This window comes from Philodulcilactobacillus myokonensis, from assembly GCF_027923585.1.
Classification (GTDB): Bacteria; Bacillota; Bacilli; order Lactobacillales; family Lactobacillaceae; genus Philodulcilactobacillus; species Philodulcilactobacillus myokonensis.
In genome coordinates this window covers 611,577-628,865 of record NZ_BRPL01000002.1, presented here as the reverse complement: position 1 = coordinate 628,865, position 17,289 = coordinate 611,577, and the positions used below count along the sequence as shown (strand labels likewise).

Below are 17,289 nucleotides of genomic sequence, written 5' to 3'. Positions count from 1 at the left end.
AGCTAAAAATTCATTATATCATGCATTCTTTTAATAGGAATTGGAATGATGCGGATCTTGAATGCGTTTAAACATCCGCTGTAAATCATTGGTAGTGAAATGAACTAAAACTGGGCGCCCATGGGGACAATTAAACGGATCTTCACAAGTTTTTAAATGCTGAATCAAAGAACGTGCTTGCCTCGAATCTAAATGTTGGTGGGCTTTAATTGCCCGTTTACAACTCATCATAATCGCCGTTTTAGCTCTAAAATCGGCAACCGAAATTTTACCACGCGTTAAAACCCAATCAATCATTTCTTTAATGGTGTCTTCTTCTTGACCGGAAGCAAACCAAGTCGGGTGTTGTCTAACAATAAAACTATTTTTGCCAAATGGCTCTAAATTAATTCCAACGCTATTCAAGATTTCCATTCGATCATTAATTTTAAATGTATCAGCAGCAGAATAATCTAAAATAATGGGAACCAGTAGTTTTTGTTCATCATTTGAAACCTGACCAATTTGTTGACGATAATATTCGTAATTTACCCTTTCCTGAGCAGCATGTTGATCCAAGATGTACATTCCATCTGATCCTTCAGCAATTAAATAGGTGTTTCTAATTTGACCAACATAATTCAAATCAGGAAAGCGTCCACTTTGATTTGCATGATTATGATTTAATTCATTTTGTTGATTACTTTTTTCATTATCAAATGGTAAAACATCATGTTCATTTTGAAAATAACTTTGAAATCGATTTAAATCAGGTTGTTTTAAGTCAGATTTCGAATGAATAATAACTGTTTTAGGTAAATGATAATTCTCAGAAATGGGACTTTGCTTCAAATTAGTATCATTAGCAATTGCTTGATCCGAATTCAGTTGGACACTGCTTGAATCATTATGGTAATCAGATGAAGACGTTTTTCTAGAATAATGATCAGAAACTTGGTTTAAATTCATATTTAATTGGCTAATATTATTATATCGTGGTTTCACTGCATGATTTCTGTGCAACGCGTCTGGAATCAAATTCTGTTTAGATAATACCTGATAAATATTATCAGAAATTAAATTACTCAACTCGGTCTCTTTACTAATTCGAACATCTTGCTTAGTTGGGTGGACATTGGCATCGATTAGAAGTGGATCAGCATGAATATTAATCACAGCGATTGGATACCTGCCAACCATTAGTTTAGAGCCATATCCATGAAGAATAGCTTGTGAAATTGCCTGATTATTAATTGCACGGCCGTTTAAAATCACCGAAATATAATTTCGACTAGCTCTTGTTAACTCAGGTAAACTAACGTAACCACTAATTTTAAAATCATCATTTTGACCCTTAAAGGGAATCATTTTGCGAACACATTGAATTCCATAAATTGCTCCAATTACTTGCTGGACATCACCACGGCCAGAAGTTCTCAAAAGTTCCCTTCGATTATGGATTAATGAAAATGATATTTTAGGATGGCCAATTGCTAATCGATAAACAATGTCAGTAATTTTAGATAATTCGGTCGAAGGTGATTTCATATATTTTAATCTAGCAGGGGTATTGAAAAATAGGTCCTTAACGGTAATATCCGTTCCGCGCCTTGCTTCCGATGGTTCCTCATCAGTTAATTTCCCGCCTTTAATATGAAGATTAGTACCCTCACCGCCAGTCGAAGTTTTAATATCGACATCAGCAACGGAGGCAATACTTGGCAATGCTTCTCCACGAAAGCCAAGGGATCGAACTTGAAACAAATCTTCACGATCAGTTATTTTACTGGTTGCGTGCCGCTTAAAAGCATTTTTTACATCATCATGTTCAATTCCAATCCCATTATCAATTACTTGGATGCTTTGCAAACCAGATTCCTGAATTGTAATATCAATTTCACTACTTTTAGCATCAATTGAATTTTCAACTAATTCTTTTACAACCGATGCTGGCCGTTCAACAACTTCACCAGCTGCAATTTGGTCAGCCAAAACAGAGGATAATGCGTGAATTTTAGGCATATAATCACCTCGTTTTATTTAATTTGCCTTTGCCATTTGTAGACAATATTAATAACATCTAATGGGGTTTTAGACATTAAATCAAGTTTTTTGATGTCATTTATAATTTTATTATTTTGATTCTGATTTGATTTAGAAATTGATTTTTGCTTGTTACCATCCGGAAAAAGCGCTAATTGTTGCTCACCAGATTCCGATTGACGATTTGATTCAGGAAGATTTTTTACACGTGGTTTAGCATCTGATTTTTCAGATGAACGTTGTCCTTGACGATTGTTTGCTTCATTCTTACCCTTAACTTCTAAATGCTTTAAAATTTGGTCAGCACGTTTTAATAATGAATCAGGCAATCCTGCTAATTTAGCAACGTGAATCCCGTACGATTTATCAACTGAGCCAGGTTCTACTTTATGTAGAAAGACCAACTTACCATTTTTTTCAGTCGCTCCAACATGTACATTTTTAAGACGTGGTAGCTTATCTTGTAGTGACGTCAATTCATGATAATGAGTTGAAAATAACGTCTTAGCATGAATTTTATTATGAACATACTCAATGATTGCTTGAGCTAATGCCATCCCATCATAAGTAGCAGTTCCACGCCCAATTTCGTCAAATAAAATCAAACTATTCGGAGTTGCATTCTGCAGTGCATCGTTTGATTCCTGCATTTCCACCATAAATGTACTTTGACCAGCAATTAAATTATCAGCAGCTCCAATTCTTGTAAAGATTTGATCAAAAATGGGCATTTGAGCTGATTTAGCAGGAACAAAGCATCCCATTTGAGTTAGAATAACAATCAATGCTAATTGACGCATATAAGTACTTTTACCTGACATATTGGGACCAGTAATTAAAAGAATATCATTATTTTCTGGCATAATGACATCATTCGGAACATATTTTTGATATCCTAATACTTTTTCAACGACTGGATGCCTACCATCAACAATTTTCAAATCATGTTTATTAGTAAGGGTAGGTTTGTTAAAATGATATTCTTCACTAATATTAGCAAAACTCTGAATAACATCTAATGATGAAATTGCATCGGCTAATTTTTGAAGACGTTGAATTTGGGTCTTAATTTGATTCCTAATTTTAGTAAAAATTTCATATTCTAACGTCTTTGATTTTTCTTGTGCCTCGACGATTAAAGCTTCTTTTTCTTTTAGTTCTGGCGTTGAAAAACGTTCAGCATTGGTTAAAGTTTGTTTCCTCTGGTACCTTCCTCGTGGTACTTTATTTAAATTAACCTTAGTAACTTGAATATAATAACCAAAAACATGATTATAGCCAATTTTTAAATTATTAATTCCAGTAGCTTTTCGCTCCTTAGTTTCAAGATTAGCCATCCAATGCTTACCGTTCTTCATTGCATCCCGGTATTGGTCTAATTGTTTATTATAACCATCTTTAATTACACCACCGTCAGTAATTGAAATTGGTGGTTCTTCAATGATTGATTGCTGAATTAAATCAGATACTTCACTAACTGGATCCAGTGACTTATAAATACTGCCAAGCGCTTTCGGTTGCAATTGATTTAGAACATATCTAATTTTAGGAATTTGATTTAATGAAGATTTTAATTGGATCAAATCACGGCCATTTACACTACCAAATGATACTTTTCCAGCCAAACGTTCCAAATCATATACTTTAACTAAATAATCTTGAATTTGACTTCGTTCATAGTAATGATCTAATAATTCGCCAACTGCATTTTGACGAGCCTTAATTTGATTTTTATTAATTAAGGGTCGCTCAAGCCAATTTTTTAACTTCCGACCACCCATTGCAGTTTTAGTTTTATCCAATAACCACAATAGTGTTCCAGCTTTTTTACCGGTTCTGATATTATTAATTAATTCTAAATTATATCTAGAATTATGGTCTAATTTTAAAAAATGGGTTGGTTCATAGGCAACAGCACGTTTTAGATGAGACAAACTGCGCTTTTGTGTGTCAATAATATAAGTCAATAAACGATTAACAACTGCTTTTTCAGTTGAAGACTTTAAGTCTTGGGTTAAATAACTCATTTCGGATTGAATATTAATATCGTTTTGATGCGATACCATTACACCAATTTGCTTAAATTTTTGAATCATACTATCAGGAATTGAATCGTTAATAACAATTTCTTTACTTTGTAAACTAACGATTTCATTTAAAATATCGTTATAATTATTCAAAAGGCTCGTTTTTAATTCACCAGTCGATAAATCAGCATATGCAAAGCCATAACGATCATTTTTATGATTATAATTCAAAGCCGTAATGTAATTATTTGATTTGGCATTTTCAATTCCAGATTCAGTTCTGGTACCAGGCGTAATTAATTGAATAACGCCCCGTTTAACCATCCCTTTGGCTAGTCTTGGATCCTCCATTTGTTCACAAATAGCAGCCTTATAACCATGATCAATAATAATATCAATATAATTTTTAATTGCCCGGTGAGGAACACCACACATTGGAATTGGGTGTTTAGCACTATGGCTTCTACTTGTTAAAGTCAATTCAAGCAATTGAGCGCCCTTTACAGCATCATCATTAAATAGTTCATAAAAATCACCAATCCGGTAAAATAAAAAAGCATCCGGATACTGATCTTTAATTTTTTGATACTGTTTCATCATCGGCGTTGTTTTAGTATTCGCCATTTCAAATCCTGCCTTTCAGTTTAAACTTGATAAGAATTATTAGGATTTAATTGAATTAATTTAATTTTTTTAGCAATTCCATCATTATTTATATCAATTACACACCCAGACACAATTCCGCGGCCACTTTCTTCAACTTCAAATCGACTCGGTCGTTGAGTTAGGAAATGTTTAATGACTCCAGAATATTTCATGCCTAAAACGCCATCATATGGGCCTGTCATACCCGCATCAGTCAAATAGGCTGTGCCACGAGAAAGGATTCTAGCATCATTGGTTTGAACATGGGTGTGAGTTCCAACTAAAGCTGAAATTCGCCCATCTAAATACATCACCATCGCTTGTTTTTCACTTGTCGTTTCAGCATGAAAATCAACAAAAATATGATTAATTTTCGAAGGTAATTGTTTTAATACCTTATCAATTGTTTGAAATGGATCATCTAATGTATCCATAAAAACGCGCCCCTGTAAATTAATAACTGCGACTTTAACATTATTAACGTTCACAATTGTAAAGCCACGTCCTGGGACGTTTTTACCAGGAAAATTAGCTGGACGGATTAAATTATTTTTTTGATCAATGAAATTAAAAATATCATCATTGTTCCATGCATGGTTACCCAATGTAATTACATCCGCACCGGCATTCATAATCTGTTTGTAGACCCTTTCATTAATACCACGTCCGTATGATGTTGCATTTTCACCATTAATAATAGTAATTTGAGGTTTTAAGCTTTGCTTCAATTTGGGTAGATAAGTCTGTAATAATTTAACTCCCATATCTCCGACTGTATCACCTAGAAATAATATTCTCATAGTTTCCTCTTATCTATTTTTATTTATAATCTTACTAATTTTAACATTCAATTCAATTTTATAAAATAAAAAAAGGTCAATCAATGACCTTTTATTATTTTGCATATTTAATTGATCTAACCTCGCGAATAATTGTAACTTTAATATGACCAGGATATTCCATCTCATGTTCAATTTTATTCTTAATATCATGAGCTAAAACAATTGATTGTGTATCAGATATTTTATCAGATTTTACAATGACACGAATTTCACGACCAGCTTCGATTGCGTAACTTTTTTTAACCTGTTCAAAGCTATTACTAATTTTTTCTAAACTGCTTAAGCGATGAACAAAACTTTCAAAGGATTTGCTTCGAGCCCCTGGCCTAGACATTGAAATTTTATTAGCGACAGCAACTAGTTCGGAAACGATATATTTAGGTTGATAATCATCGTGGTAAGCACGAATTGAATCTAAAATAACTGGTCCCTCTTTATACTTCTTGGCTAAATTAACACCAATATTGACGTGTGAACCTTCAACATCTTCATTAACCGCTAAGCCAATAGCATGTAATAATCCAGCACGTTTAGAAAGATTAATATCTTCGCCTAATTCAGAAGCAAGTGCTCCAGCTAATTTTGCCACTTCAACGGAATGAGCTAAAACATTCTGTCCACGATAGGACTTGAATTTCAAATTGCCGATTAATTTAATCAATTCAGGATTCATGGAATGGATACCTAAATCGAAGATGGTGTTCTCACCAACTTCTTGAATATGTTGAGATAATTCCTCACGGCTCTTGTTGATCATTTCTTCAATTCGAGCTGGATGAATTCGGCCATCTTTGATCAGTTTTTCCAAAGCCATCTTGGCGATTTCTCGTCTGATTGGATTAAATCCACTTAATACAACGGCCTCTGGAGTATCATCAATCACTAAATCAATTCCAGTTAACGTCTCAAATGTTCTAATATTGCGACCTTCTCTACCAATGATTCTTCCCTTCATATCATCATTAGGAAGGTTAACAACTGAAACAGTTGTTTCAGATACAATATCAGCAGAACTTTGTTGAATTGCTCTAACAATTAATTCTTTGGCATTTTGCTTAACCGTCTTTTGAGTTGTTTCATAACTATCTTTAATCATCTTAGCTCGTTCATTAGAAAGTTTCTTTTTCATTTGGTCGATAATTAACTGCTTTGCATCAGCTTGAGATAATGAAGCAACCCGTTCAACTTCAGCTTGACGTTTATTAATTAATTCTTCAGCACTTTGTTGACGCTTAGATAATTGCTCTTTCTGATTTTTTAAATTAGCTTCCTTTTTGCTAAGCAAATCATCCCATTTTTCAAAAGAATTGTCTTTTTTATCTAAAGCCTCTTCACGTTTAAGTAATCGATTCTCTTGATGCTGAATATCAGAACGGCGTTTCTTTAATTCACGTTCAATTTTAGCACGATATTGATTACTTTTTTCTTTGGCTTCTAAGATAATTTCTTTATTAGTGGTTTTAATTTGCTTTTTAGCATCAGATAAAATATCCTTAGCATTTTTATGTGCGCGGTCAAGTTTCTTTTGTGAAATTATTTTGTAAACGTACAATCCCACTAAGAAACCAACCACAATAGATAAAATTACAATCATTGCGAAGATCAAACCGGAGATTCCCATTTTTTCACCTCCGCAACTTTGAATAATATTTAATTAAAATCTTAACGGTATCTAAACAAACTTTTGATTTATTATTGATACACTATTTATTTTAAATTCTACTTGTAAAGGTGTCAATAAAACATAGTTTAATTTTAAATAAAAAAAGAGACAAGTATAAACTTGTCTCAATCATTAGCTATTTATTTCTAGATGTGGAAACGGTTTTAGAACTTGATTTTTTAGAATCACTAGCTGATTTTTTCTCAGATTCTTTTTGTGAATCGTCTTCTTTATATTCTGATCCATTCCCCATATCATAAGCTTTTCTAACTTTATTCTTAATTTCTTGCATTTGATCAGGATGATCAGACAAATATTTCTTAGCATTTTCTCGTCCTTGACCAATTCTTTGATCACCATAAGAATACCATGAACCGGCTTTATTAATAATATCTTTATCAGTAGCCATATCAATTAATTCACCAGTTTGTGAAATTCCATGGCCATACATAATATCAACTTCTACCCGTTTAAATGGCGGAGCAACTTTATTCTTGGCAACTTTAATTTTAGCTTTACTACCAACAATGTCAGTTCCTTCTTTAATTTGTTGTCCCCTTCTAATTTCTAATCTAATCGTAGAGTAGAATTTAAGTGCTCGTCCACCTGGAGTGGTTTCAGGGTTACCAAACATGACACCAACTTTTTCTCTAATTTGGTTAATAAAAATGGCAATTGTTTTAGTTCTGCTAATGGTACCAGATAATTTTCTTAATGCCTGTGACATTAAACGGGCTTGAAGACCAACGTGGGAATCTCCCATTTCACCTTCAATTTCAGCTCGCGGAACTAAAGCGGCAACGGAATCAACTACAACTAAATCAATTGCACCACTAGATACCAAAGCATCAGCAATTTGTAATCCTTGCTCACCAGTATCAGGCTGTGATAACAATAGATCATCAATATTAACGCCCAAATGTGAAGCATACTCCGGATCCAATGCATTTTCAGCATCAATATAAGCAGCAGTTCCACCCTGCTTTTGAACTTCAGCCACAGCATGTAATGCTAATGTCGTTTTACCAGAACTTTCAGGTCCATAAATTTCAACGATTCGACCTCGAGGATATCCACCGACACCTAAAGCATTATCCAATGCTAAAGATCCAGTTGGAATCGTTTCAATTCGGGTATCACCACGGTCACCCATTCGCATAATGGATCCCTTACCGAATTCTTTTTCAATTTTCTTTAATGCACCGTCTAGTGCATTTTTGCGTTCGTCGGCCATTCTTTTCCTCCTAACAAATTCAAACTTAATTCACAGCACATAACATCATAAGATAGATGTGATTTAAAAAGCAAGTAAATTGAATATCAATTATAATTATAAAATAAATTGTTGGATTAATTTAAATGCTGATATAACACACTGTTCTCTAATTTGATTTCGATTACCAGTTAAATGATATTCTTTTGCAAAAGTATGATGATCCTTAAAAGCTATTCCAATCCAAACGGTTCCGGCCGGATGGTGTTCTAATGAATCAGGACCAGCAACTCCGGTAAACGAAATGCCAGCATCAACATTCATGATTCTCTTGGATCTTTGTGCCATCTGGATGGCAACTTCCTCTGATACAACCCCATTATTTTGAATAACATCATTAGGAATTCCTAATAATTGGTGTTTAGCATGGTTAGAATATGTAACAAAACCACCATAAAACACGTTAGAAATTCCCGGGACATCTCCTAAAGTACTTTGAAACATACCAGCGGTTAAACTTTCAGCAGCAGTAATTGAAATCTTTTTTTGAATTAATTTTTTACCAACATTAGATATAATTTCATCATCCAAAATAATCACCTTCAACAAATAAATATACGTAAATAAGGGTCCTTCAATTTAAAAACAGGAAGACTTTTTATTTAGTCCTCCCATTTGATTAAAATGAATCAGAAAAAATATCCTTACTTTTAACAAAATATTCAACACCAGAATAAATGGTAAAGAATAAACAAATATACAATAAAACATTACCAATTAGATTAAAGCCTAATAGCAACAAAATAATTGAAAACATTTGAGTTGCGGTTTTAATTTTACCAGGCCATGCTGCAGCAATTACCTTCCCATTATTTTCAACTGCAATTAATCTTAATCCTGTAACTGCCAGCTCACGACAAACAATAATCGCGGCTATCCATGCGGGAACGATGAGAAAAGAAACTAAAAAGATAAAAGCGGTCATCACTAACATTTTATCTGCTAATGGATCAGCAAATTTACCAAAATTAGTTACTAAATGGTCCCGCCTAGCAATTTGACCGTCTAAAAAATCAGTAAGCGATGCAGTAATGAAAATCAGCGTTGCAATGATTCTAGTCCATGGAATCCCAAATGCTTGTCCGAAAATCAATGTTGGTAACAGTAAAACAATCATAAAAATGGGAATTAAAATGATTCTCATTACAGTCAATTTGTTCGGTAAATTCAATTTTTATCCTCCCAAAACATTAAAATTTTATTGTAACTTGTTGAACTTGATTATTGGAATTAATATCAACTTTTTTACCATTAACTTTGATATTAGCTTTTAAGGCATTCCCTAAGTTAATCGTAGCAGTTTTAGTGTCACTTGGTAATTTAATTGTATGACTACTACCGGCTTGTTGTGCTGATTGCCATACAGAAGAACCATTAGCCATTACTGAAACCCAATTACGTTCACCACTACTAATTTCAAGTTGATTATGTTTGCTAGAACTTGCAACTTTAAATGTTGTGTCATTTTCTTTAGTTACTTTAGTTTCTCCATTATCATTAGAGTTCTTTTTAGATTTATTAGTACGTTTGTTTTTAGCCTTAGCTTTAGATTTACTTGAACTACTAGATTGACTAGCACTGCTTTCTTTAGAACTAGAAACAGATACAGAACTATTACTACTAATATGAACCTGTGAAGAATTATGAGAGCTTTTAGCAGCAGCAACCCAAATAATTACAATAATTAAAACAACTACGATCACAATTGAGGCAATTGGAATATATTTTTTAATAGCTGTAAATCGATCATTAGATTTATTTTGAGCCGTTCTTGTTTCCAGCTTGTCTTCACTTACTTTGTTCACATAGTCGTCACTTTTGGTATTAGGTAACTTAGCATCATAATCATTTAAAAGTTCTCGTCCATCTAAACCAACACTATCAGCATACTGTTTAACAAATGCTCGAACATAAAAATCACCGGGTAACTGATCAAAATGATTACCTTCAATCGCAATTAAATATTTCTTTTGAATCTTAGTCATTTTTTGAAGGTCATCAATCGAATAACCCTTTTTAATCCTGGCATTAGCTAATTTTCTACCAATTGTTACTTCTTCTTTATTACCATTTTCTTGTTTGCTCATAATTTAATTCCACCTAATTATTTAAACTTGTCAATATTTATATTATATCACTTGATAGAGGGCTCTTGGTAATAAACAATAAAATTATTTCTTCGGTTCAATGATTTTTACAGATAAATTATCTGGATCAATAAATTGGTTAACGGCTTTTTGAACATCAGAAAGGTTCATATTATTAATAATATTAAATTCATCGTATAGATTGGTAAAATGATCTATTTTATTACCCATTTGATTAGCAATCACTTCAGGATAATTCATCATAAAAATATGGCGGCCAAGTTCTTCTCGTTTAATTAATTTAAAATCATCAATTTTTCGATTTAAAATGGTTTGATTAGACAACAATAATTTAGAGATCCGTTTAATGAATTCATTAATATGAATCGTATTACCAATTAAAATTCCAAAATGAAAACCACGTTCATTATCAAATTCAAACGTAAACGAATCATCAATAATTCCATCGTTATATAAATTTAAATATTCAGTTGAATTTTCAGAAAACATAATTTCAAAAAACATTGAAATTGCAATTTCATATTTAATAGATTCAGAACCGGTTGGAATTTGGTCCGTCCCTTTTATTCCAATTGCAACTTTAGGCATTGAAATATTCATTTCACTCTTGCTTTTGTGAACAATTAGATCTCCAGAATGATAATAACGATTGATCACTTGATTTGAAAATTGTTTTTCACTTTGATTTAATTTAACAGTTTTAATAACATCCGTTGGATTAACGTTTCCTGAAATAGTTAATACCATGTTAGAAGGTTTATAAAATATTCGGTGTGCTAAATATAAATCGTCAACGGTTATTTTTTCAATTGAATTAATTGTTCCTGCAATATCTGAATTTAAGGGTGTATCTTGGTACATATTCATAACCGTATCCGTATATAATTTTGAATTTGGATCATCATTATACATTTTAATCTCTTGACCAATAATTCCCTTTTCTTTTTGTACTTTATCCTTATTAAAATAAGGCTTTTGAACAAAATTTAATAAAATATTCAAATTTTCTTTAATGTGATTAGTGGTAGAAAAAAGGTAGCTGGTCTGCGTATAATCAGTGAATGCATTAGCGTCAGTCCCATATTTAGAAAACAAGTCAAAGGCATCATAATCCTTTTTATCAAACATTTTATGTTCAAGAAAATGTGCAATCCCCTTGGGCATTGTAATTAAATTGCCATCTAAATAGAATTGATTATCAATTGAACCATAGTTTACAGTTAGGTTTGCATATGTTTTATGAAATCCCAATTTGGGGATAACAAGAATCTTTAAACCATTAGACAAAGTTTCAGAAAAAACAGTGTCACCTAAATCACGATAATCATAACGCTTCACTAGTTAATCCTCCTTTCCTAAGAAAAAAGTAGCTTTTAAATTTAATGATTGAGCAATTTTCATGATATCAAATTTAGTAATTCTATTAATTTGATTGCACCAGCGGTCAATATTAGGAATTTTACCAATATTTGATAAAATTGCATATTGTTCTAATAAATATTTTGGATCGTCTAAAGAAGATATTTTTTCGTTAATGAGATCCGCTTTTGCATTCCTTATCATTTTATCAGAGAAATTACCCCGCTGAATATCCAACAATTGTTGATCAATTAATTTTATAACTCTCTTTTCATTTTTAGCATCAATCCCGGATTCCACTAGCAACGTTCCAGTTAATGCATTGTAAATACTGTCTGCATAATATGCCAAGCTATGTTTTTCTCTAATATTTAAAAACAATTTTGATTGTGGCGTACCGCCAAAAAGTGCATTAAACATCAATGCAGCATAATAATACTTATCATTTAAATACACCGGCAAATGATAGCCAATAGATAATTTACCTTGATTAATATTCAAAATTTGTGATCGATTCTGAATATGATGATTTAATTTTGGATGAAAAACAATTTCACCAGAATTTGTACGACGTGGTTTAAAATGAAATTGCTTAAATTGATTTAAAATTTCTTCAGCATCAACATCACCTAAAACATTAATTTTAATATTATTTTGATTAATTGTATTTAAATAATAATGATACAATTCTTCAGAATTAACCGTTTGGATTTGGTTGGGCGTTCCCAATAAAAATCCACGATGATTTTTTTCATTGGTATAGTATATTTTTCTTAATTGCATGGTTGAATAAAATTGTTTATCATCATTTAAAGAATTTAGATAACTAATCATATTATTTTGTTGACGTTTAAAAATATCCTGATTGAAACAGCGGTTTGCAACAATTTGTGGGTTAAAAATAACAGAATGTAAGAATTTAATTCCCGCATGCAAAACGGATTTATAACTCGGCAAATACTTTTCATTAACAACACTTAAAATGATTCTTAAAACGTGTTGATTCCCGTATTTCAATACATTTGTACCAAAAATAGCTCCATACATTGAAGACAATTTCTTTGATAAAAGAGATGGATTGGGAAAATCAGCATTACTAGTTTCCATCATTTCAGCTAACATTGTTCTTAGTCCAAAATTATTACAATTAATGGGCGTAATAAAATCAACTGTAATATTAACGTTCTTAAATTGCTTTGTTGGGAAAACGTTCAGATCAACCCCGTCTGTAATTTGATAATGCAAATATAAAACCCCTTCATTAAAAATACCCTACAATCTGAAATAATTGTAAGGTATTAATTACATATAATTTTAAAAATTATTTTGTCGATTGATTGTTTTTACCTTTAAATAAGTGAACGAGTTTACTCCAAAAACTTTCTTTTGGCTGATCAATTCGCATTAATGGAACCGTCTGCCCTTCCATTCTTCTGGCAACATTTCGATAACCTTGAGAAGCAGGATTATTAGGATTCAAAACCACTGGTTCACCATGATTCGACGTACTAATAACATCATCATCATCAAAAATAATTCCTAATAAGTCGATTCCTAAATGGTCAGTAATTTCATCAACATCCATTGTATCTCCCTCTTGCATCATATTGCGACGAATTCGATTAATTAATAACTTAGGAGCTTCTTTTAGTGGATGCTGATCAAGTAATCCAATGACACGATCAGCGTCTCTAACAGCCGATATTTCCGGAGTTGTAACAACAATTGCGCCATCTGCTCCAGCAATCGAATTAACGAATCCTTGTTCAATTCCTGCTGGACAATCAATGAACACGTAATCAAAATCAGGCTTTAATTCATCAATAATTGTTTTTACTTGTTTTTCATCTAAAGCATTTTTATCCGTTGTTTGAGCTGCCGGCAATAAATATAATAAATCTTGAAAACGTTTATCTTTAATTAAAGCCTGTGGTAATTTAACTCGATTTTCAGCAACATCAACAATATCGTACATAATTCGATTATCTAATCCTAAAATGACATCCAAATTACGTAATCCAATATCCAAATCTACTAAGCAAACACGTTTTCCCATTAACGCTAATGAGACCCCAAGGTTAGCTGTCGTTGTCGTTTTACCAACGCCACCTTTACCTGAAGTAATAACAATGGACTTTCCCATTAAATAATGCCCCCAATTCGATTATAAAATCTAGGATTAATTTGTTTTAAATTCTTAACATCACCATAATCTAAAACATGTAAATCATTAATATAGGCTACAGTTCTGGAAGTATTAGAAATATTTTTATCAGCTACAATATCAAATTGCTCACCAATTCTTACTTGTTGAGCATTATGTAAATTTCCAATGACTAATTTATCTTCAGAATTTGGAACTCCAGCATGAACAATTCCGTAAACATTTCCTAAAATATAAACATTCCCGGTTGTAACTAATTTACCACCTTCATGAATATCACCAAAAAATAATACATCACCATTTAAACGAATTACTTGTCCGTTTCGAATAGTTCTACTAATTGTTTTAACGGTATTACGTTCACGAATGATTTTAGCCTTTGAGCGTGTGATTACATTAGAAATAAACCCATCTATCTGAAAGTTAGGATAAGTCTTAAAAATACTTATGACTTTGTTTTTATCTTCTTCGGTCAAAAGACGATCACCGGTTAAAATATTAAAGTGAATTACCTGTGGAGTTGATGAGTTTTGCACCTTATATTTATCTAAGAACCGTTTTAAATCAACTAAAATATCATTAATTCCTGCTGATTGACGGAAAAATAGTTTGTATCCATCCTGTGTACCCTTTAAGATAACAGATTGCATTTAACATTTTCTCCTTTAATTTTTTTGTCGAACCCGATAACGATTAAACAAAAATTGAATTGGAAAGTATAAAATTGCAAAAATAAATAAATTTAATGCTAAAGTTGGCCCCAACATATTAACTAAAAAATTAGTATATGAGAAATCAGTAATATCAAAAATACGATAATCCATAAAACTAAGAACTAACATAACTGTTATATCAATAAAATAAATCAAAAAAGCAGAAATGAAATTTAGATTAAGGTAACGATATAACCACTTACTAATATAAATAATTAATGGGAAAATAAATAAACATATTCCTAGATATCTAAAATAAAAAAGATCAAAAAGGAATCCAACGATGGCAGACCATATTTCTAAATGTAAATTTATATTTCCCTCAAAAAAAAGTGAAAGAACCAACCATAATACGGTAAAATATGGAACCATTGAATATGACCTAAATAAAATGCCTGCTAAGTTACTAGTAATAGCTCCATCTAAAAAGAAGGCAATAAACATCCCAATCGGGAAAATAAACCGTAATGGGGAATCTCTAAGCATAATATTCGCCACCCTTAATTATTTTTGCCAATCACTGTAACAACTTGAATATCATTCATATCTGCTGACGGTTTAATACTAACCTTAGATGATAAACCATAATCATCAGAACTAACGTTGACAATTTTACCAACATAAATGCCTTTTGGTGTAATACCACCTAAGCCACTAGTTAACACTTTAGCGCCCGATTTTAGTTTAGCAGATGACGTCAAATTGCCCATTTCAATTTCGTTATTATTGCGATCATACCCGGTTACGATTCCATTTAAAACTTTACCATCCTTAGTTGTTACTTGAATTGGAAAACGATCAGATGAAGAGTTACTGTTAGTAATCAACTCAATCTTACTGTTACTGCGGTTAACTTCAACAACACGTCCCGCTAATCCGGATCCAACTAATACTGACATGTTTTTTACAACTCCATCATTCTCACCTTTATTGATAATGATTTGGTCTTGCCATGATGAAGGAGTTCGATCGATAACAGAAGCATTAATAGAACGGGTGTCAGTCGGTGTATTTCCAATTTTTAACTGACGTTTTAACTGTTGATTTTCACCTTGTAATGCTTGATTTCTAACTTGAACAGCTGCAACATTACCAACTTGTTTCTTCAAAATTTGATTTTCCTGATAAGTATTCAGTAGTTGATGAGTATTACTAAATAAATGATGAACACCATTAACAGGTCCATCAACAATCCTACCGGCAAACCCAGTTACATCATTACTAAATTGTTGTAACAATGGTGGTGTTGTTTTCTTCTTACTAATTTCAACTGAAAGCGTCATCAATCCTAAACTGATAATTATACATACAATAATAATTACCAATCGCCGATTAGAAAAGAATTTATGCATAAATAATTAGCCTCCATTATATCAGAGATAATAACAAATTATTATTTCTTCCTCATCACGTTAATATTCTTTAATGACTTTCCAGTACCGATTGCAACACAATCTAATGGATTTTTAGCAACTGAAGCCGGAACTTTAGTGGCATCAGAAACAACCGAAGCAATATCGTGCAATAATGCACCACCACCTGTTAGAACAATTCCATGATCAATCACATCGGCAGAAATTTCTGGGGATGTTTCTTCAAGTGTTTTTTTAATAATGGCAATAATTTCTTGAATTGATTTGTGAATTGCTTTAGCAACATCTTCAGCAGAAACTTCAACAGATTTTGGTAATCCGTTTAGAAGGTAGCGTCCACGAATCGTAATACTACTCATTTGCTTAGCTTTTTCTAATGATGCTGAACCAATTTCCCATTTAATTTTTTCGGCTGTTCTTTCACCAATTAATAAATTATAATTTTGTCTGAGGTATGAAGAGATAGAACTATTCAATTGATCACCAGCAACTCGAATTGAACTACTTGATACAATTCCGCCTAATGAAATCGTAGCAACATCAGTTGTTCCACCACCAATATCAACGACCATGCTACCGGTTGGATCCATTACAGGTAATCCAGCTCCAATGGCGGCTGCAAATGGTTCTTCAATTACGTATGCATTTCTTGCACCGGCAATCCTGGTTGCATCAATCACAGCACGCTTCTCAACTGCAGTCACACCACTTGGAACACAAACCATAACGTATGGTTTACCACTTGAACGACCCAATGTTTTACTAATATAATATTTTAACATTGCAACGGTGGTATCGTAATCAGCAATTACACCATCTTTCATTGGGCGAATGGCCTTAATACTAGCAGGCGTTCTTCCAATCATATTACGTGCTTCAGTACCAACTGCTACAATTGCACCAGTTTTAGTATTCTTAGCGACAACTGAAGGCTCACGCAAAACAATTCCCTTACCTTCAACATATACAATCGTATTAGCAGTTCCTAAGTCAATTCCAATATTCTTTGTTCCAAATCCAAACAATATTTTTCATCCCTTCATACATCTTTATTATTAAATATTTTTTATTTATTGTATATTTATGATACCCAAACTAAA

The 17,289-nt window shown here is 32.4% G+C and carries 15 protein-coding genes; all 15 read right to left on the bottom strand.

Annotated features, from left to right (window positions below; translation table 11 throughout):
- Positions 1-30: 30 nt before the first annotated feature.
- Complete coding sequence (gene mutL / locus WR164_RS03295) at positions 31-2,001, bottom strand: DNA mismatch repair endonuclease MutL (protein ID WP_286136137.1); 1,971 nt, start codon at positions 1,999-2,001, stop codon at positions 31-33.
- 14 nt (positions 2,002-2,015) lie between these two features.
- A complete protein-coding gene (gene mutS, locus WR164_RS03290; RefSeq protein WP_286136136.1) occupies positions 2,016-4,673 on the bottom strand; it encodes a DNA mismatch repair protein MutS in 2,658 nt (885 codons plus the stop codon).
- 20 nt (positions 4,674-4,693) lie between these two features.
- Entirely contained in the window at positions 4,694-5,494 is an 801-nt protein-coding gene (locus WR164_RS03285; RefSeq protein WP_286136135.1) for a TIGR00282 family metallophosphoesterase, read from the bottom strand.
- A gap of 94 nt (positions 5,495-5,588) precedes the next feature.
- Positions 5,589-7,157 carry a ribonuclease Y gene (gene rny / locus WR164_RS03280; RefSeq protein WP_286136134.1) on the bottom strand — a complete coding sequence of 523 codons (1,569 nt, stop codon included), beginning with the start codon at positions 7,155-7,157 and terminating at the stop codon, positions 5,589-5,591.
- A 178-nt stretch (positions 7,158-7,335) separates the two neighbouring features.
- Positions 7,336-8,433 carry a recombinase RecA gene (gene recA, locus WR164_RS03275; protein WP_286136133.1) on the bottom strand — a complete coding sequence of 366 codons (1,098 nt, stop codon included), beginning with the start codon at positions 8,431-8,433 and terminating at the stop codon, positions 7,336-7,338.
- 96 nt (positions 8,434-8,529) lie between these two features.
- Complete coding sequence (locus WR164_RS03270) at positions 8,530-9,012, bottom strand: CinA family protein (protein WP_286136897.1); 483 nt, start codon at positions 9,010-9,012, stop codon at positions 8,530-8,532.
- Between the two features lie 79 nt (positions 9,013-9,091).
- Positions 9,092-9,643: a CDP-diacylglycerol--glycerol-3-phosphate 3-phosphatidyltransferase gene (pgsA, locus tag WR164_RS03265; protein ID WP_286136132.1), complete on the bottom strand. Its 552-nt coding sequence runs from the start codon at positions 9,641-9,643 to the stop codon at positions 9,092-9,094.
- A gap of 19 nt (positions 9,644-9,662) precedes the next feature.
- Positions 9,663-10,559 (bottom strand): helix-turn-helix domain-containing protein, encoded by an 897-nt coding sequence (locus tag WR164_RS03260; protein WP_286136131.1) that lies wholly within the window; start codon positions 10,557-10,559, stop codon positions 9,663-9,665.
- Positions 10,560-10,643: 84 nt separating this feature from the next.
- On the bottom strand, positions 10,644-11,918 hold the full coding sequence (gene yfmH, locus WR164_RS03255) for an EF-P 5-aminopentanol modification-associated protein YfmH (RefSeq protein ID WP_286136130.1): 1,275 nt from the start codon (positions 11,916-11,918) through the stop codon (positions 10,644-10,646).
- Positions 11,919-11,921: 3 nt separating this feature from the next.
- Positions 11,922-13,184, bottom strand: coding sequence for an EF-P 5-aminopentanol modification-associated protein YfmF (yfmF, locus tag WR164_RS03250; protein WP_286136129.1), 1,263 nt, complete (start codon positions 13,182-13,184; stop codon positions 11,922-11,924).
- Between the two features lie 76 nt (positions 13,185-13,260).
- On the bottom strand, positions 13,261-14,082 hold the full coding sequence (gene minD, locus WR164_RS03245; RefSeq protein WP_286136128.1) for a septum site-determining protein MinD: 822 nt from the start codon (positions 14,080-14,082) through the stop codon (positions 13,261-13,263).
- Positions 14,082-14,753 carry a septum site-determining protein MinC gene (locus WR164_RS03240; RefSeq protein WP_286136127.1) on the bottom strand — a complete coding sequence of 224 codons (672 nt, stop codon included), beginning with the start codon at positions 14,751-14,753 and terminating at the stop codon, positions 14,082-14,084. The genes minD and WR164_RS03240 overlap by 1 nt, the downstream gene beginning before the upstream one ends.
- 15 nt (positions 14,754-14,768) lie before the next feature.
- The gene (mreD, locus tag WR164_RS03235) at positions 14,769-15,302 is read right to left on the bottom strand and encodes a rod shape-determining protein MreD (protein WP_286136126.1); all 534 of its coding nucleotides are present in this window, start codon (positions 15,300-15,302) and stop codon (positions 14,769-14,771) included.
- A gap of 14 nt (positions 15,303-15,316) precedes the next feature.
- Complete coding sequence (gene mreC, locus WR164_RS03230) at positions 15,317-16,168, bottom strand: rod shape-determining protein MreC (RefSeq protein WP_286136125.1); 852 nt, start codon at positions 16,166-16,168, stop codon at positions 15,317-15,319.
- A gap of 41 nt (positions 16,169-16,209) precedes the next feature.
- Entirely contained in the window at positions 16,210-17,214 is a 1,005-nt protein-coding gene (locus WR164_RS03225; RefSeq protein ID WP_286136124.1) for a rod shape-determining protein, read from the bottom strand.
- Between the last annotated feature and the right edge of the window lie 75 nt (positions 17,215-17,289).

What these genes read in the sequence shown, in the direction of transcription:
- mreC (WP_286136125.1), bottom strand. Translation starts at nt 16,168, where the DNA reads ATGCATAAATTCTTTTCTAATCGGCGATTGGTAATTATTATTGTATGT.
- mutL (WP_286136137.1), bottom strand. Translation starts at nt 2,001, where the DNA reads ATGCCTAAAATTCACGCATTATCCTCTGTTTTGGCTGACCAAATTGCA.
- rny (WP_286136134.1), bottom strand. Translation starts at nt 7,157, where the DNA reads ATGGGAATCTCCGGTTTGATCTTCGCAATGATTGTAATTTTATCTATT.
- mutS (WP_286136136.1), bottom strand. Translation starts at nt 4,673, where the DNA reads ATGGCGAATACTAAAACAACGCCGATGATGAAACAGTATCAAAAAATT.
- WR164_RS03260 (WP_286136131.1), bottom strand. Translation starts at nt 10,559, where the DNA reads ATGAGCAAACAAGAAAATGGTAATAAAGAAGAAGTAACAATTGGTAGA.
- WR164_RS03285 (WP_286136135.1), bottom strand. Translation starts at nt 5,494, where the DNA reads ATGAGAATATTATTTCTAGGTGATACAGTCGGAGATATGGGAGTTAAA.
- mreD (WP_286136126.1), bottom strand. Translation starts at nt 15,302, where the DNA reads ATGCTTAGAGATTCCCCATTACGGTTTATTTTCCCGATTGGGATGTTT.
- recA (WP_286136133.1), bottom strand. Translation starts at nt 8,433, where the DNA reads ATGGCCGACGAACGCAAAAATGCACTAGACGGTGCATTAAAGAAAATT.
- minD (WP_286136128.1), bottom strand. Translation starts at nt 14,082, where the DNA reads ATGGGAAAGTCCATTGTTATTACTTCAGGTAAAGGTGGCGTTGGTAAA.
- WR164_RS03240 (WP_286136127.1), bottom strand. Translation starts at nt 14,753, where the DNA reads ATGCAATCTGTTATCTTAAAGGGTACACAGGATGGATACAAACTATTT.